Below are 25,077 nucleotides of genomic sequence, written 5' to 3'. Positions count from 1 at the left end.
CAGTGCGGATCCGCGTTGGGGTCTCAGTGTGTGTGGTCGACGGAGGGGGCGTCGGGGTGCGCGAGTAGCCAGTCCATTCGGTGCTTGCTCTCCTCGTCGGCCGGGGTCCACACGGTGATGAGGGTCTCGGGGGTTGCCGTGAGGTCGAGGCGGGTCAGTGAGAACGAGAGGTCACCGATTGCGGCGTGCCGGTAGGTCATGATGGCGCTGGGTGGGGTCGCCACATCGTGGGTGGCCCACAGGCGTGCGAACTCCGGGCTGGCCGCCGCGAGCCGGCGGATCAGTTCGGTCCATGACGGGTCTTCGAGGTGCTGTCCGAAAGCGGCCCGGAACGAGGCCACCATGTGCGGCAACCCGGTATCCCGGTTCACGAAGCGGCGGCAGCACTCCGGGGTGGTGAACAGCTCCCACAGCACGTTGCGGGAGCTGTCCGGCGCGGTCAGCCGCGGCCACAACGCCGCACACGGGGTGTTCCAGCCGAGCAGATCCCAGCGGCTGTTGAGCGCCGCGGCCGGGAACCCGGACATGCTGTCGAGAATCGCCTGCACGGTGGGCGTGATGCGGGCGGCGCTGGTCGCGACCGTAGCGATCGGCACGTCGGCCAGGTGGTAGAGGTGTTCGCGCTCAGGATCGCTGAGCTGGAGGGTGTCGGCGATCGCGTCGAGCACCCGCCCGCTGACATTGATCGGCCTGCCCTGTTCCAGCCAGGTGTACCAGGTGACGCCGATCCCGGAGAGCAGGGCGACCTCTTCCCGCCGCAAACCCGGTGTCCGGCGCCGCAATCCGGGCGGCATGCCGACATCGGCGGGCGTGACGCGGTCCCTGCGGCTACGCAGGAAGGCCGCGAGCTCGGTACGGCGGGCGGATGGGGCGGTCACAGGCACCGGCCCATGATCCATCATCGAGCAATCGGTTGCCAGGTGTTGCCAACACCAGTGTCGCGAGACTCTTGGTATCCCCGTCGTGGGCTGCGCAGGGTTCTCACTCATGAAGTTGTTGAGTAGTCCGGTGGTCGGCGGCGCGCAGGCGGCGACGGAACGGGCGGAGTTCGAGCGAGCGATCGCGGGCCGGACGATCTGCGATGCTCTCGCCGACACGGCACGCCACCATGGCGAGTTGCCCGCGTTCACCCAGCACGGTTCGACCATCACATGGGGCGAGACGCGGCAGCGAGTGCTGGAGGTTGCCACAGGGTTTGCCGAGTTGGGTATGGCACCCGATGACGTGGTGGTCCTGGCGCTGGGCAACCACACCGAGCACGTCCTCGCCGACCTCGGTGCGGTGCATGCGGGCGGGATCCCCAGCACCGTCCACGATGGCCTCGCCGCCGACCAGATCGCCTATGTCGCAAGGGATTGCGGCGCGAAGTACGCCGTCCTCGATGGTCAGGAACAGCTCGACCGCTGGCTGCCGGTGCTGGCCGACCTGCCGGAACTGCGCAAGGTGATCGTGGTCGACGCGGCGGTCTGTCCCCCCGGCGATCAATTCCTCAGCTGGACTGAGCTTTTGCGCATCGGGCAGCAGCGGCTGGCGACCGCACCGATCGACAAACGTTGGCAGGCACTGACTCCCGAAAGTACGCTCACCCTGCTCTACACCTCGGGGACCACCGGTAATCCGAAGGGCGTGATCATCACCCATCGGATGGCGCTCTACCAGGAGGCCGTCTCGTCGGCGGCCGCGTCCGCGGCGCGCAGCACCGAGGTGTCCCATATCCCGTTCACGGCCGTGTCCACCCGGATGTTCAACCTGTACATGCCGGTGGTGCGCGGGTCGCACACCCATTTCTGCGCCGACCTCACCCAGTTGCCCGCCGTGTTGCGGGCGGCCCGCCCGCACATCTTCCGTGGCGTACCCCGGGATTGGGAACAGATGATGGCCGTCGTCCAGGCGCGACTCGCGCGGGACGGCGAGACCGCGACCATCGCCGAGGCGATGCGGGCCGGGCGGGCCTACGTGGAGAGTCGCCAGTACGGACGGTCGCCGACCACGGCAACGGCCGAGAAGTTCGCGGCGGCCGACGCTTCGGTGCTCGCGGGGCTGCGTGCACAGCTCGGACTCGACCGAGTGCTGTACACGATGAGCGCCGGTGCCCCACTGCCGGTGGAGGTTTCGCGTTTCTTCGCGGGACTCGGGCTGCTCATACTCGACGTCTACGGAATGACGGAAATGACCGGCGCGGTCACCGGCAACAACCCCGTCGCCTTCAAACTGGGGACGGTCGGTCGCGCGTTGCCGGGCATCGAGTTGCGCCTCGCCCCCGACGGCGAGATCCAGGTCCGCGGCGCGGCGCGTACCCCGGGCTACTTCGGATTACCTACGGAGACAGCCGAACTGGTGGACAGCGACGGCTGGCTGCACACCGGTGACCTCGGCGTGCTGGATTCCGACGGCTTCCTGTCGCTGGTCGGCCGGAAGAAGGAAATCATCATCACCACCAACGGTAAGAACATCGCGCCCGCCGCGGTGGAGAACCTGCTCAAGGAGCACCCGCTCATCGGTCAGGCCTTGGTCTTCGGCGATCGGCGACCGCATCTGGTCGCCGTGCTCACCCTGGCAAGCGAAGTCGTCCAGGCGTGGGCGGCGGCGCGCGGTCTCGCGGGCGGCCCGGCCGAACTGGCCGAGCACCCGGTGGTGCTGGCGGAGGTGCAGTCGGCGGTCGCGGCGGCCAATGCCCGGCTCGCCACATTCCAGCAGGTCAAGGCGTGGCGGGTGCTGCCGACGCCGTGGACCGACCAGAGCGGGGAGCTGACGTCGACCGGGAAGGTCAAACGTCCGATCGTGCACGCCGAGCAGGCCGACCTCATCGCCGCCATGTACGCCGCTTGACCACATGCGGTCACCAGTCCCCATCCAAAGCAATGCCGAGGAGGCAACCATGACCACCGAACCGTTCACCATCCGATTCGCCGTCCGCAGCTACGAGCTCGACACCCAGCACCATGTCGCGCACACCGTTTACATGCAGTACGCGGATCAATCCCGCTTCGCCTGCGCGCAGGCGGCGGGGCTGTCCCCCGACAAGCTACTTGCTGACGGGCTCGGCCCGATCAATCTCGAAACCACCCTGCGTTATCACCACGAACTGCGCGGCGACGACGAGGTCGAGGTGTCGTGTGCGTTCGTCTGGGGCACGGGCAAGACGCACCGTGTCGAGCATGTCCTGCGCAAGCCGGACGGGACGCTCGTCGCCGAGATCAGCAGTGTCAGTGCGCTGCTCGACCTGCGCACGCGGCGGCTGGTCGACGACCCGGCCGCGAGCTTGCGCACCCGGGCCAGTAGGCCCGAACTGCTCGGTCTCAGCTGATCCGCTGGCCGGACCGAAACGATGCTTCCGCCGACGCCGGTGTGCCACGGTGGCCCCGACTATTCGGTTGGCGGTCGCCGGCTACCGGCGTTGGGGTGACAACCGTTGCGAACAACCAACGGCGATGAGTCGCCAGGAGGCAACGCCTTGTCCACGATGCAGGGAAACACCGCGGCGGACCAGCTGCGTGAAACGCTGTCGAAGCCGATCTTCAATACGGTCTTGAAGGCCTGGGTCGGCGACGGCACCACCGACTACGAGGTCTATCTCCGCACGCCCGAGTTGTTGTCGTTGCAGACGGCGGTCGACGAGCTCACCGACTCCGACGAGCTCATGTTCCAGATCGTGCACCAGGCCCAAGAGGTCTGGCTCAAGCTGTTGTCACATGAGCTCGCCGGGGTCGTCGAGGAGGTGGACCGGGACGCGCTGTGGGCGGCGGCCGCGCGGCTGGATCGGGCGAACCGGATCGCCGAGTGCCTTGCGCGGGAGATACGGGTGCTCGAGACTATGACGCCCGATACCTATCAGATCATCCGGCGCAGCCTCGGTAAGGGCAGCGGCCAAGAGTCGCCGGGCTATAACGCGGTGCTCACCGCAGCCGAACATGTTGCGGCAGTGTTGGATCGGCTGCTTGATCGGCGGGAAGTCGAGCTCGCGCAGGTGTATACCGCCGACGCGCAGCCTGATCTCAAACGCCTCTGCGAGTTGCTGGTCGACTTCGATGAGCGTTTCCAGCTGTGGCTCGTCTCCCACTTCATGCTGGTGCGCCGGACGATCGGCGTCGGACAAGGGGTGAATGCCCTGGACGGCGTGCCGACCAGGGTGCTGACGGGCCGGATGACCAAACCACTGTTTCGCGCGCTGTGGCAGGTCAGGGGTGAACTGACCGAAAGCTGGCGGCGCGAGGGTGGTTACGCGCCGGGCGCGACGCGGAGGTCGACGGCCCGATGAACGAGGCATCGCGGATCGCCTCGCTGCGTGCCGAATTCCCGGTGCTCGAGAGCTGCGTCTACCTGAACAGCAACTCGACCGGTGCGCTGCCGCGCGGCGTGGAGCAGGTGCTCGGTCGCTACTGGGAGACGATGCGCACGTGGCGCGACGACGTATGGGGCGGCTGGCTGGACGAACTGGACGGCTATCTGCGCGCATTGGCCGAATTCCTCGGTGCACCAACAGGAACGGTGGTCAGCGACACGAACCTGACCACGCTGCTCGGCAGACTCGCCACCTGTTTCGACTTCCGCGGCGAACGCAACAGAGTGGTCACCACCGACCGCGAATTCCCCACCGTGCCGTTCCTGTGGCAGGGCTTCGCCAGGTACGGCGCCGAACGGGTGGTGGTGGAGTTCGACACCGATACGGTCGTGTCGGCGATCGACGAGCGGACTCTGCTGGTCTGTGTTGCGCACGGCAGCTACACCACGGGGGCTGTTCTCGATCTCGAACGCATTGTCGCGCAAGCACATCGGATGGGCGCGCTCGTCATCGCGGACGCCTTTCAGACGGTGGGGGTGGTTCCGCTGAACCTGGGGGCGCTCGAGATCGATTTCGTCCTCGGCGGTGCGGGCAAATGGCTGTGCGGGGTGCACACGGCATTTCTCTACGCGCGGGAGGATTTGCTGCCGACGCTGCGTCCGGCGGCCACCGGGTGGTTCGCCGGTCGCGATCCGCTGACTTTCCGGCCTGCCGAAGACTGGGCTCCGGATGCGCGGCGGCTCGCCGGTGGTACACCGATTCCGTTGACCGCCATGATGTCTCGGGTCGGCCTCGATATGCTGGCGGAGGTGGGCGTGCCGGCGATCCGCTCGCATTCGCTGCGGTGTACCGATCGCATCATGGCGCGCGCGGTGGACGCGGGGATCCCGGTGCGCACGCCATACCCGACCGATCAGCGCGGCGGGGTTGTCTGCCTGCACTTTCCCGGTGACGAGGCGGTGAAGAAGCGGCTGGCCGAGCGCGGCATGGTGTGCAGCTGGCGCGAGGGGCTGCGGGTGGCGCCGCATATCTACAACACGGTCGACGAGGTGGACGCCTTCATGGATGCGCTCATCGCCGAACGGAAGGCCTTGCGCGGATGAACGAGATCGCCTTCTCGCCCCGCGCGTTGATGAGTCTGCTGTTCAACGGCGACAAGGCCATTGATGTCGTGCGGACCGCGTGGGAAATGGGCATCCTCGATGCGCTGAACGCCGGGCCTGCTCGCTTGGGTGAACTCGGTGACCGATTCGGGCTGGCGCCGGTGCGCCTGTACAAACTGCTCGACTGTCTCGAATGCCTCGGCCTCGTCAGGCGGATTTCGTCGGATGTACTGCGCGACACCGAGTATCACGCGATCAAAGGTCTGCGCGAGGCGGTATCCGATGTGCTCGGCCCGGACTCGCTCGAACGGGACCGAGACAGCTACCCGTGGCGCACGCTGTACGGCAAACTCCCCGACGTGCTCCGTGGCGAGATCAGCATGCCGCCGACGGCTTTCACCTGGCCGCTCGACAGCGCCGAGCAGGTCGCGGGTTTCGAACACAGTATGGCCGCCGGGATCGGCCCCATCGCCGAAACATTTCGGATGCACGCCGAGTTGTGGAGTGGCGGAACGCGTTTGCTGGATGTCGGCGGCGGTGACGGCACGCTGGCCGCGCGCCTGCTGCGGGACAACCCGGCACTGCGGGCAGACGTCTACAACCTGCCTGCGGTGCGCACCCTGGTGGACCGGACGCGCGCGGAGTCGGGCTGCGGCAATCGGCTCGGGTTCGTCGGCGGCGACTTCCTCGCCGAACCGCTGCCCACCGGATACGACATCCTGTCCTTCGTCCGCGTACTGCACGACTGGCAGCGACCGCAGGCGCGTGCCCTCTTGGCCAAGGCGTATCAGGCGCTCCCACCGGGCGGCCGGGTGCTCATCTGTGAGGAATTCCGCGACGCCGAACGGCTTGCCCGCCAATTCTTCTGGTCCTATTTCCTGATCGGCGTCGACAGTTGCACCAGCATGCTGCGCGAGGCGCCCGACTACCGCGGCATGCTCGGCGAGATCGGTTTCCGCGACGTCGAGGTGCTGCCCGGGCCGTTCGAGATCGTGGCCGCGACCAAGCCGGCCGCCGATAGCGGAAAGTCCCGGTCCGTTCAGTGACAAGAGCTATCGACGCCGCCACGACGGGCTGGTCGACTGACGGCATGCAGAATTTCGACCACATCTTCGTCGGCGGCGGCCACAACGCGCTGGTCGCGGCGGCCTATCTGAGCCGAGCCGGACACGAGGTCCTCGTCATCGATCGCAACGATCGGGTCGGTGGGTTCGTCCGCAGCGCCGAATTGGCGCCGGGGGTGATCTACGATCCGTTCTCGTCCGCGGTGCCCCTGTTCACGAGTGGTCCCGCGTGGCGCGACCTCGGCCCGGATCTGCAGAAGCAAGGTCTGGAGATCCTGCAACCGGAGTTTCCGACCGGGGTTTCACTCGAGGACGGCACCACCGCGGTTTTCCCGCGCGATCCGGTGGCGCTGGCCGAGGAGGCCGACCGGCTGCATCCGGGCGACAGTTCGGCGGTCGCCGAGATCATCTCCGCCCTGGGACCGTCGACCGGTGCGGCGTTCGGTCTGATGGGTCAGGATCTGACCTCCGACGCGGCCCGTGCCACGCTCGCTCAGTTGGTGAGCGACGGTAAAGGCTGGTCCGAGGTGGCCGAACTGGCGCTGGACAGTGCGCGCTCGGCCGTGTCGGAGATCGAATCTCCTGCCATGCGCAGCCTTTTCGGCTCATGGCCGGCGCACGTGAGCCACGGGCCCGACGATGCGGGCGGCGCGTTCTGGACCACCATCTTCCCGCTCGGCTTCACCGGCGGCGGCATGCCGATTCCGCAGGGTGGCATCGGCAAACTGGCCGAGGCGCTCGCCGGCATCGTCACCGACCACGGCGGTGTCATCCAGACCGGCGCTACCGTCACCCGGATCCGGGTGGCCGACGGGCGCGCGGTGGGTGTCCAATTGTCCGACGGTAGCGCGTATCGGGCCAGGAACAGCGTCGTCGCCTCGGTGAACCCGGACCAGCTCTACGAGTGGCTGCTGGCGGAAACGCAAGTGCCCGAGCATATTCTGGCGCAGGCCCGGCGCTACCGGTACGGCACCGGGCTTTTCCAGCTGCACCTCGCCACCTCCGCACCGATTCCCTGGGCGGACAAGCGTTTCGCGCGTATCGGGCAACCGTTCCTCACCGATTCCCTCGACGGACTGTCGTTGCACGTCGCGCAGGCGCGGGCCGGACTGCTACCCGCGTGGCCGACGATGACCATCGACTCGCCGACCGCGCATGACGCCACGCGCGCGCCCGCCGGTACCAGCGTGCTGCGGATCCAGGTGACCGATGTGCCGACGCGTCCGCGCGGTGACGCGGCGGGGCTGATCGCCACCGACGGCACCTGGAACGACGAGGTGGTGAACCGCTACGCCGACCGGGTGCTGGAGGTGGTCGAACGCCACATCCCGGGCCTGACCGCAACGATCCTTACCCGGGCGATCATCACTCCCGCCACCCTGGCCGCGTTCAACCCCAACAGCGGCCCCGGCGATCCGTACGGCGGTGCGCAGGACCTCGCGCAGAGCTTTGCGCTGCGGCCCATCGCGGCGGCGCCGGGGCATCGCACCTTCGTGCCTAATCTGTATGTGCTCGGTGCCGGAACCTGGCCCGGTGCGGGGGTTTCGGGCAACTCCGGTTACATCGTCGCTCAGTATCTGCTCGACTCCTGACGCAGGGGTCAGGCCTGTTTCGAGGCGAGCTCCACGACGGTGATGTCGGCGGGTGCGCCCACCCGGACCGGCGGCCCCCACGCGCCTGCCCCACGGGTGACGTAGAGCTGCGTGTCGCCGTAGCGCTCCAGTCCGGCAACGGTCGGATTGGCCAGCTCCACAAGGAAATTACCCGGCCAGACCTGCCCGCCGTGAGTGTGGCCGGACAGTTGCAGATCGACGCCGAACTCGACGGCGTCGTGGATCTGTACCGGCTGATGCGCGAGCAGCACCGCGGTGCGCGCGAGATCGCGATTACCCAGTGCCGCAGTGAAATCCGGGCCCTGCCCGATGCGTTTGCCCTGAATGTCGTTGACACCGGCCAGATCGAAGTACGGCAGCTCGGTGCGACTGTTCGCCAACAGATGCAGCCCGAGTTCCTGCACGTGCTCCATCCACTGCTCCGCGCCGGAGAAGTATTCGTGGTTCCCGGTGACGAAATAGGCGCCGTGGCGCGCGCGTAACCTGGCCAGTGGTTCCACCGCCGAGCGCAGGTGTTCGACACTGCCGTCGACCAGATCACCAACGATGGCAATGAGATCCGGCTGGGTGCCGTTTATCGTCTCGACCACCTGCTCCGCGAATCCGCGGCCGAGAATCGGCCCGAGGTGGATATCGCTGACCACGGCGATCCGGAAGCCGTGCGCGGCGCGCGGCAAATTCGCGAGCGGGATCGTCAGGCGTTTCACCTGCGGACCGGACAGCACACTGTGCGTGCCGTAACCGACGGTACTCACCGCCGCCAGCGCCGCCGCACCGCCCACCGCGCGAGAAACGAACAGCCGCCGCGAAACCGGCGCTGCCGGCTCATCGCGGGGTGCGGTGTCCGCTCCCCCGGTCGCGGGAATCAGCACACCCTCCGGTGCCTTGGTCGCGGAACTGTCCGAGCGGGTGATCCATCGCCGGACCAACGGCCGCACCAGTTCACCCACCAGCAGCCACAACACGAGATAGACGAACAGCGCACCCCACATGTACCCGGGCCAGGCAATGATCTGGATGAGCAGGAACGGGATTCCCGCCGATTCGGCCACGAACGCACCGATCAGCAACACCGGCCCCGCAATGATCACCCCGGTGCCCACCCGGCGCGCGATCGATCCGCGCACCGTCGTATCTCGCACGAGCCGCCGCCACAGATACCAGTGCAGCCCGCCGAAAACCCCCAGCACGACGACGACACCCACAGCAACAGCCACCGCATCACTCTATGCGGAGCCCCCACCCCCACATACCCGAGAGACCGCTAGACCTCGCTGACGGCGAGGCGGACGCCGAGCGCCACCAGCACGGTGCCGGTGATGCGCTCGAGCCATTGGCGCACTCGAGTTTCGGCGAAGAACGCGCGTGCGCGGCCGACGAAGAGGGCGACCGTGATGAACCAGGTGGCGTCGATGACGAGGTGAAGCAGGCCGAGCAGCAGGGTGGTGGCGAGGATATTCGCCTCCGGCGCAACGAATTGCGGATAGAACGCGAAGGCGAACACCGCCACCTTGGGGTTGGTCAGGTTGGTCAGCATGCCGATTCCCGCGGCCCGCCAGGGCTTCGCCCCCACCGCATCCTCGTCGACCAGCGCCTCGCCGGACGGGTTCCGCGCCGCCCGCCAAGCCTGCACACCGAGATAGATCAGCACCGCCGCACCGACCACCCGAATCACCACATACGCCACATCACTGGCCGCCACCAGCGCGGAGAGCCCGAACGCCGAGGCCGCGATCCACGCATACAGCCCGACCTGCATGCCGCCGATGATCGGCACCGCAGCCCGCGCGCCACCCAGCGCGCTGCGCCGAATCACCAGCGCGGTAGTGGGACCGGGCACCATCGCCGCGAGTGCCACCGCAAAAACGAAACCACCGAGAACCGACCACGTCATCATCCGAGCATCGCACGAAACTCTCACGGGCGTCCCACTTCCCACCGCCACTGCCGGCGGTCCGGAAGTGCTACATCCGTCGCAGTTCGTCGCGCAGCAGCCTGGCGACGCCGGCCATCACCGCTTCCGCGGCGGGTTGGGCGGCGGCGGAGACGGTGGATTCGGTGAGGGCGGCGACGGCGAAGGTTTGGCCGTCGGCGTGTTCGACGACGCCGATTTCGTGACGGAGGTTGATCAAGGTGCCGGTCTTGGACGACCATCGGGACGCGTCGCAGTTGAAGTCGGGGGCCAGCCGGTTACGCAGCATGTTCTCCCCCATGAGTCGGCGGACCTGCGCGGCGGCCTCGGGCCGGATGCTGCTGGGGCGCCAGATCTTCTGCAGCAGTTCGACGAAGGCGCGGGCTGAGCCGGTGTTGGCTCGGCTGATGTCGAGTTGCGGGACCGGGTGTCCGTGGCCGGCCGTGGTGGCGGTGATCGCGAGGGTGTGGGCCAGGTGGGCGTGGGCGGGGTCGAGCATTTCGGTTGGTGTGCGGGTGAGTTCGTGCAGTAGGTGACGCACGGAGATGCCCTCGATGCCGAGCCGATCCAGCTCGGCGGTCACGGCCGCCGGTGGTGTGAGCCCGAACAGTGCGTCGGCGGCGGCGTTGTCGCTGATCGACAGGGTGAGGTACAGCAGGTCTGCCAGCGCGATGGTGGCGGGATGCCGGAATTTGGTGATCCCGACCGGGCCGGGCGCCGTCACGCGGCCCGGCTGCACCACGATCGGCGTCGTCGGATCGAGTTCGCCGCGGGCGACGCGTTCGAGCGTGGCGACCGCGAGCGGCACTTTGACCAAGGATGCGGACGGGTACTCCGTGTCGGGGTCCATACCGAGTTCGTCGCCGGTGTCGAGGTCGCGTACCAAGAAGGAACCGCGTAACCCCGCGCTGTCCAAATCGTCGCGCGCCGCCCGCAGAATCTCAGCCACTCCCACGTCGACATCCTGCCTGTTGGATCAACACCCTCAGCCATCGGCGTCCGGTTGGCCGAGGCAGTGACCGATGTCGGCGGCGGGCAGCAACTGGGTTCGCTGCGTGTCCTCGCTCAGCCCGGTGACGAGCCGGTAGCCCCGGGCCAGCTGGGCGAGTTCACCGATCGGCAGCCAATGCAGGCCGAGTTCGCCGGCCTGACTCGCGGAGCAGAGCAGCAGATCGGTCGAGGCGAGCGCGTCCGCCGCAGCCGCAGCGAACGAGTTCGCCACCAGCACCTGCGCGGGCTGCAAGCCCACCGCGGCGCCGAGCCGGGTGAGCGGGTCACGAATGTGCGGTACATCGTCTTCGGGTTGCACCCAGATGCGGCGACGGCGGGCGTCCCGGTCGGCGCGGCTCGGCCGCAACGACTCCACATACAGTGCCCGGCTTTTCCGCGCGCCGCCGCCGGCCAGGCCCAGCGGCACCCGCCAACTGCCCTCCCCGGGCGGGATCGCCATCAAGGCCGCCCGCACCTCCATCGTGCGCAGCAACTCCGCGCGCTCCCCGGGATCGGCCGCGTGCAGGTCCAGATTCAGTCCGTTGTGCCGCCCGCCGGCGATCAACCGTGCCAGCTGCAGCGGGCTGCAGATCGTGGGCACCGCCATCCGAAAGGGCCGCAGTTTGGCGCGTTCGGCGTTGTGGTCCAGGGTGTCGGCGAGTTCGACCAGGCGCTTGGCCGAGGGCAGCACCTCGCGGCCGAACGAGGTCAAGGTGACCGCGCGGGTGGACCGGTTGAACAGTCGAGCGCCGAAACGCCGCTCCAAGGCCGCGACGCGTCTGCTGGCCACCGACTGCGGGATACGCGCCACGGCGGCACCGTCGGTGAAACTGCCGTACTCGCCGACCACCACGAACGCTCGGCAGGCTTCGACCATATCCACGACGAGCGAGTATGCCAGTTCGGCATCAATCCGCGCCTTTCAGCCTTGGACTGCATGAATGCGCGAGTGCCATGCTCCGTCGCACCCCGCTCATCAGCCATTGCAGAGGAGAGCAGTCATGACAGCCAAGTCCAGAATCGGTGTTCTGACCGTCGCGATCACGGCAGCCGCACTGGTCGGCGCGTGCTCTGTGCCGGAATCCACGACCGCACCCACCCGGGTGCCCGACGCCGCCACCGCCGCGCGGGCGACCGCTCAGGTGCGGGATCTCGAATCCGCGCACCACGCCCGAGTCGGCGCCTTCGCCGTCGATACGAAGACGGGCGTCTTTCTGGGTTACCGCGAGAACGAGCGGTTTCCGATCGGCTCGACCTTCAAGACGCTGGCGGTGGCCGCGCTGCTCCGCGAGCATCCACTGGCCGACGGTTATTTCGACACCGTCATCCATTTCACCGCCGACGATCTGGTGAAGTACTCGCCGGTGACCGAGACGCGCGTCGGCACCGGCATGACGGTGCGTGAGCTGGCCGCCGCGGCCATCGAGAAGAGCGACAACACCGCGACCAACGAGCTGCTGAAACTGCTCGGCGGACCCACCTCCATCACGAAATTCGTTCGCACGCTGGGCGATACGACCACCAGCCTCGACGACTGGGAGCCACTGAGCAACAGCGGCGACACCAACCCCGAGCACAACTCCACCACGCCCGCCGCACTCGCCGCGGACTACCGCGCGCTGGTGTCCGGCGACGCGCTGCCCACGCCGGAGCGCGAGCAGCTGATCGAATGGCTACTGCGCAGCACCACCGGCCTGAACCGGATCCGCGCCGGACTGCCGCAGGACTGGAAGACCGGAGACAAGACCGGCGGCGGCGACTACGGCCTCACCAACGACGCCGCGGTGACCTGGCCGCCCAACAGTGACTCACCGATCGTGATCACCGTACTGTCGATCAACACCGAGGAACACGCCCCCGCCGACGACCCCCTCGTCGCGCAATCCGCCAAAGCAATCACCGAGGCCCTACACCCGGCCGCCCACGGCTGACCCGACGCGAAAGACACACTCCGATGCGAAGATCCGCAATTCTCACCACAGGCACCGTAGCCATGCTGGTGGCCCTCACCACTGCCGCCGGACAGACGGGAGCCACCTCGGCACCCTCCGCCGAACCCCCGCCCGCTGTACCCATTTCGACGGGATCCAGCGAGGCGAACCTCGATCCGTTCATCGATCACCCGCTCATCGACCACGTAGTCTGGACCGACGGCGCCGACAGCACACGGCTGATGATCTACCCCACCCTCGCCGGCCGCCAGGACCCCTTCCCGCCGGCCGCGGAACGCGCCTGGCAGGAAGTCCTTCGCCGGGCCGGTGATGCCGACGCCCCCGGCATGCGCGATCAGTTCCTCTGCCACTGGGACTGGGCCCGAATCACTATGCCGGACAAGCCGAGCTGGAACCTCGAGCCGTGGCGCCCCGCCGTCGGCTATCCGGAAACCGTCGCAGCACAGTGCAATCCGGGAGCCCCCGAACACGAACTCTGACATCAGCCACCTTTAATCCCGGCGGTATGGGGCCCGGCCGGCCGGTGGTTCGGGCTTCGAGACATTCGGCAGGTCCGGTATACCCAATTCCAGCGGTGTCCCCTCCAGCGTGTGCGGCTGGCCATGGTGCCGGAAGGTGAAGGGGTCGCCGGACAGCAGAGCGTAGGTTGCCGCGTCGCGAGTGATATCGACCGATATTCGGCTGCCGCGCCACAGGATTCGGAAGGCGAGGCGGTCGAGGTTTTCAGGGAGGCGTGGGGCGAAACGCACTTCGCCATTGCATTCGCGCATGCCGCCGAAACCCGCGACGCAGCAACTCCAGGTGCCGGCCAGCGAGGCGATATGCAATCCGGTCGCCACATTGTGGTGCAGATCGTGCAGATCGGTCAGCGCGGATTCGACGAAATAGTCGAAGGCCAGCGACAGGTGACCGACTTCCGCCGCCATGATCGCCTGGGCGCAGGCCGAGAGCGAGGAGTCGCGGACTGTCAGCGCCTCGTAGTAGTCGAAGTTCCGCAGTTTCTGCTCCGGCGTGAACTCATCCGGGCACAGGTACATCGCCAGGGTCAGGTCGGCCTGCTTGACCACCTGCTTACGGTTCAGATCGAAGTACGGATAGTGCAGCAGCAGCGGGTACCGCTCGGCGGGGGTATCCGCGAAATTCCAGCGCATGTAGCGGGTGAAATTCTCCGACTGCTCGTGCACCTCGAGCTCGTCGTTGTACGGCATCGCCACCTTCTCGGCGCAGTCCCGCCAGCGGCCGATCTCGCTCTCGGTGACTCCGAGCCGCTGCGCCACCTCGGGCTGCCGCGCGCACGCGGCCACCGCGCCGCGCAGGTTCTTCTGCGCCATCAGATTCGTATAGATGTTGTTGTCGGCCAGCGCGGAGTATTCGTCGGGTCCGGTGACACCGTCGATCCGGAAGCTCCCGGCCGAATCCCGATGCCCGAGCACCGCCCACAACCTGGCGGTCTCCACCAAAAGCTCTACCCCGCAGTCCCGTTCGAACTGCTCGTCCCCGGTCGCGGCCAGATAGCGGATGGTCGCGTCGGCGATATCGGCGTTGACGTGCACCGCCGCGGTGCCGGTCGGCCAATAGCCGGAGCCCTCCGCACCATTGATCGATCGCCACGGGAACATCGCGCCGGACTGACCGAGTTCGCGGGCCCGCTGCCGCGCCAGCTCGAGCGTCGAATGCCGCCAGCGCAGCGCGTCGCCCGCCGCGGCAGGCACCGTATGAGTGAGCACGGGCAGCACGAAAGTCTCTGTGTCCCAGAATGAATGGCCGTCATAGCCGGGGCCGGTCAACCCCTTCGCCGGTATTGCGCGGGTCTCGCCGCGGGCCCCGGCCTGCAACACATGGAACAGCGCGAAGCGGACGGCCTGCTGCATTTCGGGATCGCCGTCGATCTCGATATCCGCGCTCGCCCAGAAATCATCGAGGTAGGCGCGCTGGCGGGCCAGCAGGTCGTCCCAGCCGGTCTCCAGGCCCGCCGCCAACGCCGCCTCGACCTGGGCGCGCAGCGCGGGGGTTGAACGCTGGCTGGACCAGCCGTAGGCGAAATACTTGGTCACGCATACCGTGTCACCCCGCGCGACATCGACCGCGATGGTCAGCCGGGCCAGGTCGTCCTCGGTGTGCACCGAACACCGTGGCGTGGCCTTCACCGCCAGCTCGTGGTCCATCCCCGCGGCCATCCGCAGCCCGGAGTGCCTGGTGTGATGGGCGAGTACCGCGTGGAAATCCCGTGCGGTCGCGAAGTCGGCCACCAGCGGGCGATCCAGGGCCGCCGCGAAGCGGGGATCACCCTGGCGCGCCACGACCGGCTCGTTGGCGAGCAGATCCGATTGGATCACCAGATCCAGATCCTCGTCGAGCGGCTCGACCTCATAGCGGATAGCGGCCAGCGCCCGCTCGGTGAACGAGACGAGGCGCTCCGAACGGATCCGCACCGATTGACCGGTGGGCGAGGTCCATACCGTGCTGCGGCGCAGTGTTCCGGAGCGGAAATCCAGTACCCGCTCGTGCTCCCGGGCATGGCCGTAGCGCATGTCCATCGGCTCGTCGCCGACGAGCAGCCGGATGATCTTTCCGTCGGTGACGTTCACTACGGTCTGCCCCTGCTGCGGGTATCCGTAACCCACTTCGGCATAAGGCAGTTGGCGCTTCTCGTAGAACCCGTTGAGGTAGGTGCCCGGTTCGCCGACCGGCTCCCCCTCCTCGAGCGTGCCGCGCAAACCGAGGTGACCGTTCGACAACGCGAAGATCGATTCAGTCCGCCGCAGTGCATCCACATCCATTCCGCACCACCGCAATTGCCATGGCTCAACCTCGAAACCGCGACAGTCCGCAGCCATTCGCTACTCCTTCAGCTCCGCCAGATCCTTGACGACGACATCGGCGCCCGCCGCCGTCAATTCCGGCCCGTGCCTGCCGTCGCCGACACGGTCGACCCCGACGACGAACCCGAAGCCGCCTGCGTGCCCTGCCGCTACCCCGGCGACCGCGTCCTCGAAAACCGCTGTCTGCTCGGGCTTTACGTTCAGCCGCGCGGCGGCTTCGAGGAATCCGTCGGGTGCGGGCTTACCGCGCAGCCCGAGCCGGGTGACATCGTTGCCGTCGACCCGCTCGTCGACGCAGCGGGCGATGCCCGTGACCTCCAGCACCGCAACGGCATTGGCGGATGCGGTCACCACGGCTACCTTCAGCCCGGCCTCCCGGACCGCGGCCACATAGTCGACCGAACTGGGGTAAACCTTGACGCCTTCGTGTTCGATCAGCGAAAGCAGCACGCTGTTCTTCCGATTGCCGAGCGCGTGCACCGTCGCATCTCCCGGCTCGTCCGCCGGATCGCCCTCCGGCAGGGTGATATCCCGGGACCGCAGGAACTCGCGGACGCCGTCGGCGCGCGGGCGGCCATCGACATAACGCAGATAGTCGTCCTCGGAGAACGGCACGAAGTCCGGTCCACACCGCTGCTCGAGGTATGCGTCGAAGATCGTGGTCCACGCCCGCCGGTGCACCGACGCGGTATCGGTGAGGACCCCGTCCAGATCGAACAGCGCGACCGTGATCGTGTCCGGCAAACCCAGCCGGGCAGTCCGGCCGTCACTCGATGAGGTCATGCCCCGGCGTTACCCCGTATGCCGACCGAGAAACTGTTCCGCACGCGAGCGCCGGTGCATCCACCGAACTTGTTCTCCGCGAGCGCAACTCCGACCTTGTTTACCCGGCTACCTGCGGGGTAGCTGCCCGTTATGGGCCTATCGACACGTCATCTACGACCTGCCTGGTGGATCGAGGCGCCCGCGGCGGCGGTGACCGGAGCCGTCCGCCGCGGCGGATTACTGGCCATCGGCGCGGCCACCCAACTCGCCGCCGCACCGTTGCAGGCCATCGAGACGGTGGCCGGTAAAGCGGCCGAGGCCGGGCAACTCCTCGATGTGCCCGAGCCGGGTCAGTTACGCGACGACGTGGCGGCCTTGGTCGACCCGCACCTGAAACGCACCCGGCGACGCGTCGCCATGCACGGCAGGCGCGCGACCATCGAGGTCCGCGGCCTGGCGGGCAGCAGCAGCGCCACCGTCGCCCGCGCACTGGAGCGGCGGCTGGAGAGCCTCGGCGGCGTGCGCCGGTGGCAGGTGAACGCGGTGACCGGACGGGTGGTCGCCACCCTGGCCCGCGGCGCGGCGGATCTGCCGGAACTGCTCGCGACGGTGGACCGGATCGAGCGCGATACCGACGTCGACGAGCAGGACTGGGACAGCGAAATCGACTACCCGGGTGACCGAGAACCGGTGATAGCGGCGGCAATTCAGGTCGCAGGCGATCTGTGCGCCATCGCGATCTCGTTGGCCGGAGTCGCGCCACCACTGCGTCCGCCCCTGCGCGCGGCGCGAGCACTCGCCTCGATCGCCGAGACACAACCACGGGTGCGCGACCAACTGGAGCAACGGCTGGGGCGAGCGCGCACCGATCTCGCCCTGACCCTCGTCTCGGCTCTCGGCACCGCGCTCGGCGAGAATGCGCCCGACGGGATCCCCACACTGCTACTCGACGCGGCGCAACGGTCCATGCTGCTGACCGAGGCCGTCGCGCGCCGGGTCAGCTGGCGCGGTTGGGAACCGCAGCTCCTGCACCACGACAACCCCGGCGTCGCACAGCCGCTGCCGCGCTACACCCGCCCCGCCGAACTGCCGCCCGGCCCGCTGGAGCGAGTCGCCGACGAGACGGGATCGGCAATGGTGGTGGGCGCCGCCGCGATTGCCACCCTCGGCAATGCCGGCGACGCCGTCAACGCGCTCGCGCTCGGAGCACCCAAAGCCGCACGCGCCTGCCGCGAGGCCTATGCCGCGACCCTCACCACGCTGCTGGCCCGCGCGGGGGTGCTGACGCTGGACCCCACCGCGTGGCGGCGACTCGACCGCCTCACCGCCCTCGTCGTGGACGGCGAAGCCTTGCTCACGTCGCGCCGGGTAGTGCTCGATGCCGAGTCCAGCGAGGCCGAATGGTCGACCGCCGACGTCTGGAGTGCGGCCCAGCGGCTGCTCTGGGCGCCCCCGGATTCCTCGGCCGAACCCGCTACGTCCGAACGGAACGGCGCCGCGCGCAAGAACGAGCTGCGACTGGTGCACCCCGACAGCGGAAATCCGGATCGGGGCGCCACGATCCGTCCGGCCCGGCGTGAACTGCGCGCCGGCGACCGCACGGTGGGCCGGGTCCTCATCGGCCGTGAACTCGACCCGCGAGCCCACTCGCTGCTGACCACGGCGCGTAAGGCAGGCCTGCGCGTCACCCTCGCCGCGAGCGCCGACGCCGGTGAATTGCGTTCCCGTGTCGACGAATTCGTCTCCCCCGCCACCTCGTTGAGCAAACTCGTGCACGACTTGCAGCGCGACGGCCACGTGGTCGCCACAGTGAGCGCCCACGCCTACAAGGCACTCGCCTGGTCCGATGTGGCCATCGGTCTGCTCGGCGCCGGCCATAACCACAAACGGGCGCCCTGGACCGCAGACGCGCTGTGCCGCGAGCTGAGCCAGGTCGAACGAGTATTGGCGGCGATCGAACCGGCCCGTCACGTCAGCGCACAAGGCCGGTCCCTCGCGCTCTCGGCGGCCGCGCTCGGCGGATTGCTGCTCGCCGTGTCACCGTCCCGGCGAGCCCAGATATCACCGATGGCCGCAGCCCATTTCGCGGGCCTGCTGAACGGATCACTGGCCGGGATCCGCACGATGCGCGCACCGGCGCCACCCTCGCCCTCGGTGCTGTTGCCTTGGCACGCACTGCAACCCGAGGAGGTGCTCGCTCGACTACCGCAGCCGCCCGGCTCGACGGAGCGAGCCACGTCGGACCCGTCCGAGCAGGACACCTGGTTCGGCGGCTTGACGCGCACCACCTCGTTCCTGCGCCATCTGCGCACCGAACTGGCCGATCCGTTGACCCCGATCCTGGGCGTCGGCGCCGCCGCGACGGCCATTCTCGGCTCCCCGTCCGATGCGATCCTGCTGTCCTCGGTGCTCACCGTGAACGCGGTGGTCTCGGCCAGGCAGCGCCAGCGCGCCGAGTCGGCCCTGCATACACTGCTGGACCGGGAGAGCCTCACCGCGCAGGTCATCGACCGGGCCGACGTGGACAAGCCCGACGCCGCCGAAACAACCTTGCCTGCCGGCTTGCTCGCGGTCGGCGACGTCATCGCCGTTCGCCCCGGTGAGGTGGTGCCCGCCGACGCGCGGCTGGTCGATGTCGACGATCTCGAGCTCGACGAATCCGGGCTGACCGGTGAATCGGTCACGGTGGAGAAGCAGCTGTCGGCCACACCCGGCGCCGGACCCAGTGACCGCGCCTGCATGATCTACGAGGGCAGCACGGTCGTGAACGGCCGCGGGCGGGCGGTCGTGGTCGCGGTCGGCGCCGACACCCAAGTCGGGCGGGCCACCGCCGGTGCGGTGCCACCCGAAAAGGGCGGTGTGCAAGCACAATTGCGCCAACTGACCGATCGCGCATTGCCGCTGACGCTGACCGGCGGAGCGATCGTGAGCGTCTTGGGCGGCCTGCGCGGCCGGGAGTTGCGCGCCGCCATCGCCGACGGGGTAGCCGTCGCGGTCGCGGCGGTACCGGAGGGGCTACCGCTGGTCGCCACGGTCGCGCAACTCGCGGCCACGCGGCGGCTGTCCCGCTACGGCGTGCTGGTCCGGGCGAGCCGCACGGTCGAGGCGCTCGGCCGGGTCGACACGCTGTGTTTCGACAAGACCGGCACCCTCACCGAAGGTCGGCTGCGGTTGACCAAACTCGCCGACCTGCACCAGCAATGGGAGCCCGACGCCGAGGCCGAGGAGGCGCGCAGGCTGTTGCGCGCGGCCGCGCGCGCCTGCCCCGACCCGAACGAGGGGCCGGTCACCCATGCCACCGATCGCGCGGTGCTCGAAGCCGCCGAGATCCTCGACGACGGACGCTGGCACCCGATCGAAGCGATCCCCTTCGACTCGAATCGCGGGTACGCCGCCGCGCTGGGCAACACCGCGCGCAGGCTGCGGTTGGTCGTCAAGGGCGCGCCCGAGATCGTGCTGCCGCGCTGCACCAAGGTGCGCAACGGCGACACCATTGCCTTGTCGGATGAATTGCGTGAGCGCGCCGAGGCGACCGTGCGTGACCTGGCCGAACAAGGCCTGCGTGTGCTGGCCGTGGCCCGCCGCGATCTCACCACCGAGCCCGACGACGTGGCGGGCGCGGTCGGCGAACTCACGCTGCTCGGCTTCCTCGGCATCGCCGACACCCCGCGCCCGCAGACGCTGCCGCTGATCACCGCCTTGCAGGACAACGAGATCAGTGTCCGGATGATCACCGGCGACCATCCGGTGACCGCCGCCGCGGCGGCACGCCAGCTGGGCATCGCCGTCGATACCGTCGTCACCGGCGCCGATCTGGATCGTTGCGACGACCGCGAGCAAGCGGAGTTGATCGAGCGCAGCACGGTGTTCGCCCGGGTGAATCCGGAGCAGAAGGTGCGCATCGTCACCGCGTTGCGGCGTAACGGTCACGTCGTCGGCATGACCGGCGACGGCGGCAACGATGCCGCCGCGATCCGCAGCGCCGACATCGGAATCGGTTTGGCCGCACAGGGATCCACCGCCGCGCGCAACGCCGCCGACCTGGTGCTGACCGATCCGGATCCGATCGCGATCTTGCACGCGCTGGTCGAGGGTCGTGGCATGTGGCGGCGGATCACCGATGCCGTCGGCGTGCTGGTCGGCGGTAATGCGGGCGAGGTCGCATTCACTCTGTTCGGCACCGCGGTCGGCGGCCGAGGCCCGCTCGGCACCCGTCAGTTCCTCCTGGTGAACATGCTCACCGATATGTTCCCGGCGCTCGCCTTGGCGCTGTCGCCGGACGATCGCGGCATCGATCCGGCCGACAGCGCCGCGGCGGTGCGCGAGCGGTCGGCGCAACTCAGCGAGATTCCGCGCGCGGAGCTCGGCAACGACCTGACCAGGACCATCGCCACCCGCGGCATCGCCACGGCCACCGGCGCCTCCGTCGCGTGGACGGTCGGCCGCTACACCGGCACCGAACGCCGGGCCGCGACCATCGGGCTGGTCGCGCTGATCGGCACCCAGCTGGGGCAGACACTGGTCTCCGGGTATCGCAGTCCTCTGGTGTGGCTGACCACCGCGGCGAGCGCGGGCGTTCTCGGTGCGGTAGTTATGACACCGGGGTTGTGCACCTACTTCGGTTGCAGGCCGTTGGGCCCGTTCGGCTGGACGATCGCGACCGGGTCGGCCGTCGCGGCCACCGCGGGTGCGACGCTGCTGCCAGGGCTGTTGTCCGGCGAAGCTCGCGCGCTCGATTCCGCCGAATAGTCGACTGGTAACCGGGTATTGCCCGATCATGGTCGCCACGATCGATCAATTGCTGCATTCGTTGACCCGTGCCGTCAATGCGCTGGCCGAGGCGGACATCAAGTTCGCCGTGGCCGGCGGTTGCGCGGTGTACGCACGCGGCGGGCCCGCCTCACAGCACGATGTCGATATCTTCGTCAAACCCGAGGACTGCGCGAAAGCGGTGCGCACACTGGCCGAGGCCGGGTTGCGGGTCTGCGATCCGCCCGAGGACTGGCTGCGCAAGGTGTACGACGGCGACGTCCTGATCGACGTGATCTACCGACCCAATTACCGGGACGTCACCGACGAATTGCTCGACCGCGCAACGCCGATGCGCATCGGGCCGACCTCCGCGCCGGTGGTCAGCGGCACCGATCTCATGGTGGACAAGCTGCTGGTCTTCGACGCGCACCGCCTCGACTTCGCGCCGCTGCTGCACATCGCGCGTGACCTGCGCGAACAGGTCGACTGGGCGGAGGCGCGGCGCCAGACCGAGGAATCACCCTATGCGCGCGCGTTTCTCGGACTGCTCGACGATCTCGGTATCACCGACACCGGAAAGGTGAAATAGATGGAGCAGCCGCAATACCTTGTCGCGCACCTGCGCCGAGCCCTGGCCGAGGATCCGCGCACCGCGGAACTGGGCATCGGGGTGACCATTCGCGGCGACGTGGTGGTTCTCGGCGGCGAGGTGAGCACCGAGGAACGCAAGCAACAGCTGGAAACGATAGTGCGCGAACAGCTTCCGCAGGCGCGGATCCACAACGACGTGCACGTCACCCGTCCCGGTGCGCCGGCCGACAGCGAGGCGCTCGGTTCGACGGATAGCGAAAGGGGTTGAGCCGCATGCGAATAGCCGCCGTAGGCGATGTACATCTCGGCGCCGACTCACACGGGCTGTGGCGGCCCACGCTGCGCGAGCTGCCTGAGCACGCCGACATTCTGCTGCTCGCAGGGGATTTGACGCGTCACGGGACGGTGGACGAGGCGAAGGTGGTCGCGGCCGAGTTCGCCGACCTCGGCGTGCCGGTGGTCGCGGTGCTCGGTAACCACGACTATCACAGCGAGGTCGAGGACGACATCACCGAGCTGCTGGTCGACCACGGCATCACCGTGCTCGAAGGTACCGCCATCACCTTCACCATCTCCGGCCGGACGCTCGGCATCGCCGGGACCAAGGGGTTCGGTGGCGGTTTCGCCGGCAAGTGCGCGAGCATCTTCGGCGAGCGCCAGATGCGCGACTTCTCCTGTCACACTGTCGCACTCGCGGATTCGCTGGCCGAAGCCCTGGCCGGACTGTCCACCGACGTCACCGTCGCGCTCACCCACTACTCCCCCGTCAGCGACACGCTGCACGGCGAGCCGAGGGAGATCTATCCGTTCCTCGGTTCGTATCTGCTCGGCGAAGCGATCGACAACAACGGCGCCGATCTCGCACTGCACGGCCACGCGCACGCGGGCTCCGAACGCGGGACCACACCGGGCGGTATCCGGGTGCGCAATGTCGCCCAGCCGGTCCTGCGCGCCGCCTACGCCATCTACGAACTGGACGCGCCCAAGGTCGCTGCCGCAGTCACCCCGGCGTTCTGATCGGACGCCGGGGTGCGAGAAATACACCCGGTCCGCTGCCTTCCTGATAGCGGCCGCGCATGAGCGACGTTTCGGAACGTCCCGGGCGGTAGACAGCGTCGAGCAGTCGTGGTAGACCGGAAGAGGTTGAACAGCCAGCCGTAGCGTCCCATGCGCGGGTCGCCTGCCGTGCGGCGGTGTGTTCGTTCATCACCTGCCCACGCGTACGCCCGCAGTCGGGACGAGTCGTTAGTGCAAGCCTCGGACGCAAGGGGTTAGTGATGACAGAAACCATCGCCGAGCCGACAGCCGCCGCAGTAGCCGACGAGATGCCGCTTCTGACCAGTACCGCGAATCCGCGCCGCGCCAGAAAGTCCGATACCGCTGTTGTCACCGCGCACGGAGATCTGGATGCGTCCCACATACCCGTGCTGCGCCAGCGAATTACCAGGGCGCTGGGTTCGCTCGACGAAGGTTGCGTGATCGTCGATCTGCGGGATGTCGAGTTCCTCTCGCTCAGCGTCGCGTGCGTACTGGTCGAGATCAAGCATCGCGCCGCGCCCCGCGGCCTCGACCTGCGGCTGGTGTTTCACCATCCTGCCGTGCAGCGGGCACTCGACGTGACCGGTGCGTTCCTGCTGTTCCCCGCTTACCCTTCGATCGAGGCGGCCGCCGAACGACGACTGCCACCCGCCTGACCTGCCCGCCCGGGTGCGCTGCACCCCGAGCGAGCCCGTACCCATGACAGCAGCCAGCCCCTGCTGAGCAGTGCTCAGCAGGGGCTGCTGGCTTATCAGCACAGGGGCTGTGGGCCGATCAGCGGTTCGCGCCGCTGTGCTGGCCGCCCTTGGCCTTGGCCTCGGTCGGCTGCGCCTCGGCACCCTTCCTACCGGCGGCCGAAGGATCGGCGCTGTTCTTGTCGCCGAAGCTACCGGTGCTGGCCTGGCCGCCCTTGCTGGCCTGCTGCTCGGTATCTGCCCGGTTGCCGAACTGTCCCGGGTTGTTGGAGTCTGCCATTGCGTTTCTCCTTTCCGATCGACGTTCGAGCCTCAGGGTGGGCTCATCTGTCGGGTGCCCGGCGTCGCGTTGCTGAAACATCGCTACGGCGAAATTCTGTCGAAAGATCTTGGTACGCAACGCCGTACGGCTCGCCGGTGACAGCTGACCGACCCTGCTGACCACTGCGAATGACACACTGATTCGATCCGGCGGCCCGGTCGCTGTGGCGGTGCTCACGCATCCGTCTCGGCCGGTAGTCACCTACCTGTCGAGTCATGGGTCCTCCTCGTCTCGGCTGACGGTCGCTGTGCCGGCTCGGTTTACGGCGACCGCCACTTCTCGTCGGTCAGGATGGTGCCCGCCTGCGGTCCCATCAGCAGCAGTCCGCCGTCGACCACATACGATGCGCCGGTGACATACCCGGCTGCGGGCGTCGCGAGGAAGGCCACCACGGCGGCTACTTCCTTCGCGTGGCCGGGGCGGCTCAGTGGGATGCCCGGCCGCGATTCGGTGCGCGGGTCGACGTCCTCCTGGCCGGTCATCGGCGTGGAGATCTCGCCGGGGGCAACCGAATTCACGGTGATGTCGTGTTCGGCGAGTTCCAGGGCGAGCACCTTGGTCAGTGCGCCGAGGCCCGCCTTGGCGGCGCAATAGGGCGCCGCACCGACGCGGGGCGCGTGCTCGTGCACGCTGGTGATGTTGATGATCCGGCCGCCCCGGCCCGCCTCGATCATCCGGCGGGCGGCGCGCTGCGAACAGAGAAACGCACCGTCGAGATCGACCGAGAGCACGTGGCGCCAGGTGTCGAAATCCATGTCCATGGCGCGTTGCGCGGTGCCGGTGCCCGCGCAGTTCACCAGCACATCGATGCCGCCCAACTCCTCGGCCAGTTCGTCGATTACCGCAGCCGCAGTCGGCAGATCACCCAGGTCGAGCCGCCGGACCGCCGCGGTGGCGCCGAGTTCGCGCACCTCCGCCGCGGTGCGTTCGGCGCCTTGCGCGTCGGAGTGGTATGTGATGCCGACATCGACGCCGCCGCCGGCCAGTGCGACCGCGATCGCCGCACCGATGCCGGAGTCGGAGCCGGTCACCACCGCGCGCAGTGGTGCGCCGGCACGATCTTCGGGTAGCGGAGCGGGAGTTGTCATAATCCTTTTCCTATCTGTGGTCGGTGCCACCGACAGCGGTCGAGGCCGCCGCGGTGCGCTGTCGAGGGGCGTCGACGGCGGCACGCGT

General features: G+C 68.3%; 22 protein-coding genes. 13 read left to right on the top strand and 9 right to left on the bottom strand.

The genetic code is table 11. From position 1 onward, the window contains the following. Positions 1 to 23: 23 nt before the first annotated feature. A complete protein-coding gene (locus NN4_RS03185; protein WP_222594959.1) occupies positions 24 to 884 on the bottom strand; it encodes a helix-turn-helix transcriptional regulator in 861 nt (286 codons plus the stop codon). A 103-nt stretch (positions 885 to 987) separates the two neighbouring features. Here NN4_RS03185 and NN4_RS03180 point away from each other — a divergent pair, with 103 nt between their 5' ends. The 6 genes from NN4_RS03180 to NN4_RS03155 all read left to right on the top strand — a co-directional run bounded on the left by NN4_RS03180 (position 988) and on the right by NN4_RS03155 (position 8,041). Continuing rightward, a complete protein-coding gene (locus tag NN4_RS03180) occupies positions 988 to 2,829 on the top strand; it encodes an AMP-dependent synthetase/ligase (RefSeq protein WP_147128419.1) in 1,842 nt (613 codons plus the stop codon). Between the two features lie 49 nt (positions 2,830 to 2,878). Then, a complete protein-coding gene (locus tag NN4_RS03175) occupies positions 2,879 to 3,307 on the top strand; it encodes an acyl-CoA thioesterase (RefSeq protein WP_147128418.1) in 429 nt (142 codons plus the stop codon). Between the two features lie 156 nt (positions 3,308 to 3,463). Then, entirely contained in the window at positions 3,464 to 4,258 is a 795-nt protein-coding gene (locus NN4_RS03170) for a tryptophan 2,3-dioxygenase family protein (RefSeq protein ID WP_147128562.1), read from the top strand. Further along, positions 4,255 to 5,385, top strand: a complete 1,131-nt coding sequence (locus NN4_RS03165) for an aminotransferase class V-fold PLP-dependent enzyme (RefSeq protein WP_147128417.1) — start codon at positions 4,255 to 4,257, stop codon at positions 5,383 to 5,385. Before NN4_RS03170 ends, NN4_RS03165 begins: the two co-directional genes overlap by 4 nt. Continuing rightward, the gene (locus NN4_RS03160) at positions 5,382 to 6,431 is read left to right on the top strand and encodes a methyltransferase (RefSeq protein ID WP_147128416.1); all 1,050 of its coding nucleotides are present in this window, start codon (positions 5,382 to 5,384) and stop codon (positions 6,429 to 6,431) included. Before NN4_RS03165 ends, NN4_RS03160 begins: the two co-directional genes overlap by 4 nt. 44 nt (positions 6,432 to 6,475) lie before the next feature. Next, positions 6,476 to 8,041, top strand: a complete 1,566-nt coding sequence (locus tag NN4_RS03155) for a phytoene desaturase family protein (protein ID WP_147128415.1) — start codon at positions 6,476 to 6,478, stop codon at positions 8,039 to 8,041. Positions 8,042 to 8,049: 8 nt separating this feature from the next. Here NN4_RS03155 and NN4_RS03150 read toward each other — a convergent pair whose 3' ends face one another. The 4 genes from NN4_RS03150 to NN4_RS03135 all read right to left on the bottom strand — a co-directional run bounded on the left by NN4_RS03150 (position 8,050) and on the right by NN4_RS03135 (position 11,841). Then, a complete protein-coding gene (locus NN4_RS03150) occupies positions 8,050 to 9,279 on the bottom strand; it encodes a metallophosphoesterase (protein WP_147128414.1) in 1,230 nt (409 codons plus the stop codon). A 47-nt stretch (positions 9,280 to 9,326) separates the two neighbouring features. After that, positions 9,327 to 9,956, bottom strand: coding sequence for a LysE family translocator (locus NN4_RS03145; RefSeq protein ID WP_222594957.1), 630 nt, complete (start codon positions 9,954 to 9,956; stop codon positions 9,327 to 9,329). Between the two features lie 70 nt (positions 9,957 to 10,026). After that, positions 10,027 to 10,929 carry a serine hydrolase gene (locus NN4_RS03140; protein ID WP_147128412.1) on the bottom strand — a complete coding sequence of 301 codons (903 nt, stop codon included), beginning with the start codon at positions 10,927 to 10,929 and terminating at the stop codon, positions 10,027 to 10,029. A 30-nt stretch (positions 10,930 to 10,959) separates the two neighbouring features. Next, complete coding sequence (locus NN4_RS03135) at positions 10,960 to 11,841, bottom strand: LysR family transcriptional regulator (protein WP_147128561.1); 882 nt, start codon at positions 11,839 to 11,841, stop codon at positions 10,960 to 10,962. Positions 11,842 to 11,965: 124 nt separating this feature from the next. Between NN4_RS03135 and bla the strand changes: the two genes are divergently transcribed. Both bla and NN4_RS03125 read left to right on the top strand, forming a co-directional pair. Beyond that, positions 11,966 to 12,895: a class A beta-lactamase gene (gene bla / locus NN4_RS03130; protein ID WP_147128411.1), complete on the top strand. Its 930-nt coding sequence runs from the start codon at positions 11,966 to 11,968 to the stop codon at positions 12,893 to 12,895. A gap of 23 nt (positions 12,896 to 12,918) precedes the next feature. Further along, entirely contained in the window at positions 12,919 to 13,395 is a 477-nt protein-coding gene (locus NN4_RS03125) for a DUF2599 domain-containing protein (RefSeq protein ID WP_147128410.1), read from the top strand. 12 nt (positions 13,396 to 13,407) lie between these two features. On the opposite strand, the gene NN4_RS03120 is transcribed toward NN4_RS03125, so the two are convergent. Next, positions 13,408 to 15,753, bottom strand: a complete 2,346-nt coding sequence (locus tag NN4_RS03120) for a glycoside hydrolase family 65 protein (protein WP_147128409.1) — start codon at positions 15,751 to 15,753, stop codon at positions 13,408 to 13,410. A 3-nt stretch (positions 15,754 to 15,756) separates the two neighbouring features. Next, positions 15,757 to 16,521, bottom strand: a complete 765-nt coding sequence (locus NN4_RS03115; protein ID WP_186818238.1) for an HAD family hydrolase — start codon at positions 16,519 to 16,521, stop codon at positions 15,757 to 15,759. A gap of 2,049 nt (positions 16,522 to 18,570) precedes the next feature. Here NN4_RS03115 and NN4_RS47100 point away from each other — a divergent pair. The 5 genes from NN4_RS47100 (at position 18,571) to NN4_RS03095 (ending at position 23,540) form a co-directional block, all read left to right on the top strand. After that, positions 18,571 to 21,252, top strand: coding sequence for a cation-translocating P-type ATPase (locus tag NN4_RS47100; RefSeq protein ID WP_415842766.1), 2,682 nt, complete (start codon positions 18,571 to 18,573; stop codon positions 21,250 to 21,252). Positions 21,253 to 21,280: 28 nt separating this feature from the next. Next, positions 21,281 to 21,844 (top strand): nucleotidyltransferase family protein, encoded by a 564-nt coding sequence (locus tag NN4_RS03105; protein WP_246180680.1) that lies wholly within the window; start codon positions 21,281 to 21,283, stop codon positions 21,842 to 21,844. Further along, positions 21,845 to 22,114: a BON domain-containing protein gene (locus NN4_RS45955; protein ID WP_246180679.1), complete on the top strand. Its 270-nt coding sequence runs from the start codon at positions 21,845 to 21,847 to the stop codon at positions 22,112 to 22,114. A 5-nt stretch (positions 22,115 to 22,119) separates the two neighbouring features. Further along, on the top strand, positions 22,120 to 22,863 hold the full coding sequence (locus tag NN4_RS03100) for a metallophosphoesterase family protein (protein ID WP_147128407.1): 744 nt from the start codon (positions 22,120 to 22,122) through the stop codon (positions 22,861 to 22,863). A 260-nt stretch (positions 22,864 to 23,123) separates the two neighbouring features. Further along, the gene (locus NN4_RS03095; protein WP_147128406.1) at positions 23,124 to 23,540 is read left to right on the top strand and encodes an anti-sigma factor antagonist; all 417 of its coding nucleotides are present in this window, start codon (positions 23,124 to 23,126) and stop codon (positions 23,538 to 23,540) included. A gap of 118 nt (positions 23,541 to 23,658) precedes the next feature. Here the strand turns inward: NN4_RS03095 and NN4_RS03090 are convergent, their stop codons facing one another. Together NN4_RS03090 and NN4_RS03085 are read right to left on the bottom strand one after the other, a co-directional pair. Further along, positions 23,659 to 23,859: a hypothetical protein gene (locus tag NN4_RS03090; protein WP_107657057.1), complete on the bottom strand. Its 201-nt coding sequence runs from the start codon at positions 23,857 to 23,859 to the stop codon at positions 23,659 to 23,661. Between the two features lie 302 nt (positions 23,860 to 24,161). Then, a complete protein-coding gene (locus NN4_RS03085) occupies positions 24,162 to 24,989 on the bottom strand; it encodes an SDR family oxidoreductase (RefSeq protein ID WP_147128405.1) in 828 nt (275 codons plus the stop codon). Positions 24,990 to 25,077 lie beyond the last annotated feature (88 nt).

The organism is Nocardia ninae NBRC 108245 (assembly GCF_007990755.1).
Taxonomy (GTDB): Bacteria; Actinomycetota; Actinomycetes; order Mycobacteriales; family Mycobacteriaceae; genus Nocardia; species Nocardia ninae.
The sequence above is the reverse complement of the archived record's forward strand: the minus strand, read 5'-3'. Positions and strand labels throughout refer to the sequence as shown.

What these genes read in the sequence shown, in the direction of transcription:
- NN4_RS45955 (WP_246180679.1), top strand. Translation starts at nt 21,845, where the DNA reads ATGGAGCAGCCGCAATACCTTGTCGCGCACCTGCGCCGAGCCCTGGCC.
- NN4_RS03105 (WP_246180680.1), top strand. Translation starts at nt 21,281, where the DNA reads ATGGTCGCCACGATCGATCAATTGCTGCATTCGTTGACCCGTGCCGTC.
- NN4_RS03100 (WP_147128407.1), top strand. Translation starts at nt 22,120, where the DNA reads ATGCGAATAGCCGCCGTAGGCGATGTACATCTCGGCGCCGACTCACAC.
- NN4_RS03095 (WP_147128406.1), top strand. Translation starts at nt 23,124, where the DNA reads ATGACAGAAACCATCGCCGAGCCGACAGCCGCCGCAGTAGCCGACGAG.
- NN4_RS03090 (WP_107657057.1), bottom strand. Translation starts at nt 23,859, where the DNA reads ATGGCAGACTCCAACAACCCGGGACAGTTCGGCAACCGGGCAGATACC.
- NN4_RS03145 (WP_222594957.1), bottom strand. Translation starts at nt 9,956, where the DNA reads ATGACGTGGTCGGTTCTCGGTGGTTTCGTTTTTGCGGTGGCACTCGCG.
- NN4_RS03125 (WP_147128410.1), top strand. Translation starts at nt 12,919, where the DNA reads ATGCGAAGATCCGCAATTCTCACCACAGGCACCGTAGCCATGCTGGTG.
- NN4_RS03135 (WP_147128561.1), bottom strand. Translation starts at nt 11,841, where the DNA reads ATGGTCGAAGCCTGCCGAGCGTTCGTGGTGGTCGGCGAGTACGGCAGT.
- NN4_RS03120 (WP_147128409.1), bottom strand. Translation starts at nt 15,753, where the DNA reads ATGGCTGCGGACTGTCGCGGTTTCGAGGTTGAGCCATGGCAATTGCGG.
- NN4_RS03180 (WP_147128419.1), top strand. Translation starts at nt 988, where the DNA reads ATGAAGTTGTTGAGTAGTCCGGTGGTCGGCGGCGCGCAGGCGGCGACG.
- NN4_RS03085 (WP_147128405.1), bottom strand. Translation starts at nt 24,989, where the DNA reads ATGACAACTCCCGCTCCGCTACCCGAAGATCGTGCCGGCGCACCACTG.
- NN4_RS03175 (WP_147128418.1), top strand. Translation starts at nt 2,879, where the DNA reads ATGACCACCGAACCGTTCACCATCCGATTCGCCGTCCGCAGCTACGAG.
- NN4_RS47100 (WP_415842766.1), top strand. Translation starts at nt 18,571, where the DNA reads ATGGCCGCAGCCCATTTCGCGGGCCTGCTGAACGGATCACTGGCCGGG.
- bla (WP_147128411.1), top strand. Translation starts at nt 11,966, where the DNA reads ATGACAGCCAAGTCCAGAATCGGTGTTCTGACCGTCGCGATCACGGCA.
- NN4_RS03160 (WP_147128416.1), top strand. Translation starts at nt 5,382, where the DNA reads ATGAACGAGATCGCCTTCTCGCCCCGCGCGTTGATGAGTCTGCTGTTC.
- NN4_RS03115 (WP_186818238.1), bottom strand. Translation starts at nt 16,521, where the DNA reads ATGACCTCATCGAGTGACGGCCGGACTGCCCGGCTGGGTTTGCCGGAC.
- NN4_RS03170 (WP_147128562.1), top strand. Translation starts at nt 3,464, where the DNA reads ATGCAGGGAAACACCGCGGCGGACCAGCTGCGTGAAACGCTGTCGAAG.
- NN4_RS03155 (WP_147128415.1), top strand. Translation starts at nt 6,476, where the DNA reads ATGCAGAATTTCGACCACATCTTCGTCGGCGGCGGCCACAACGCGCTG.
- NN4_RS03165 (WP_147128417.1), top strand. Translation starts at nt 4,255, where the DNA reads ATGAACGAGGCATCGCGGATCGCCTCGCTGCGTGCCGAATTCCCGGTG.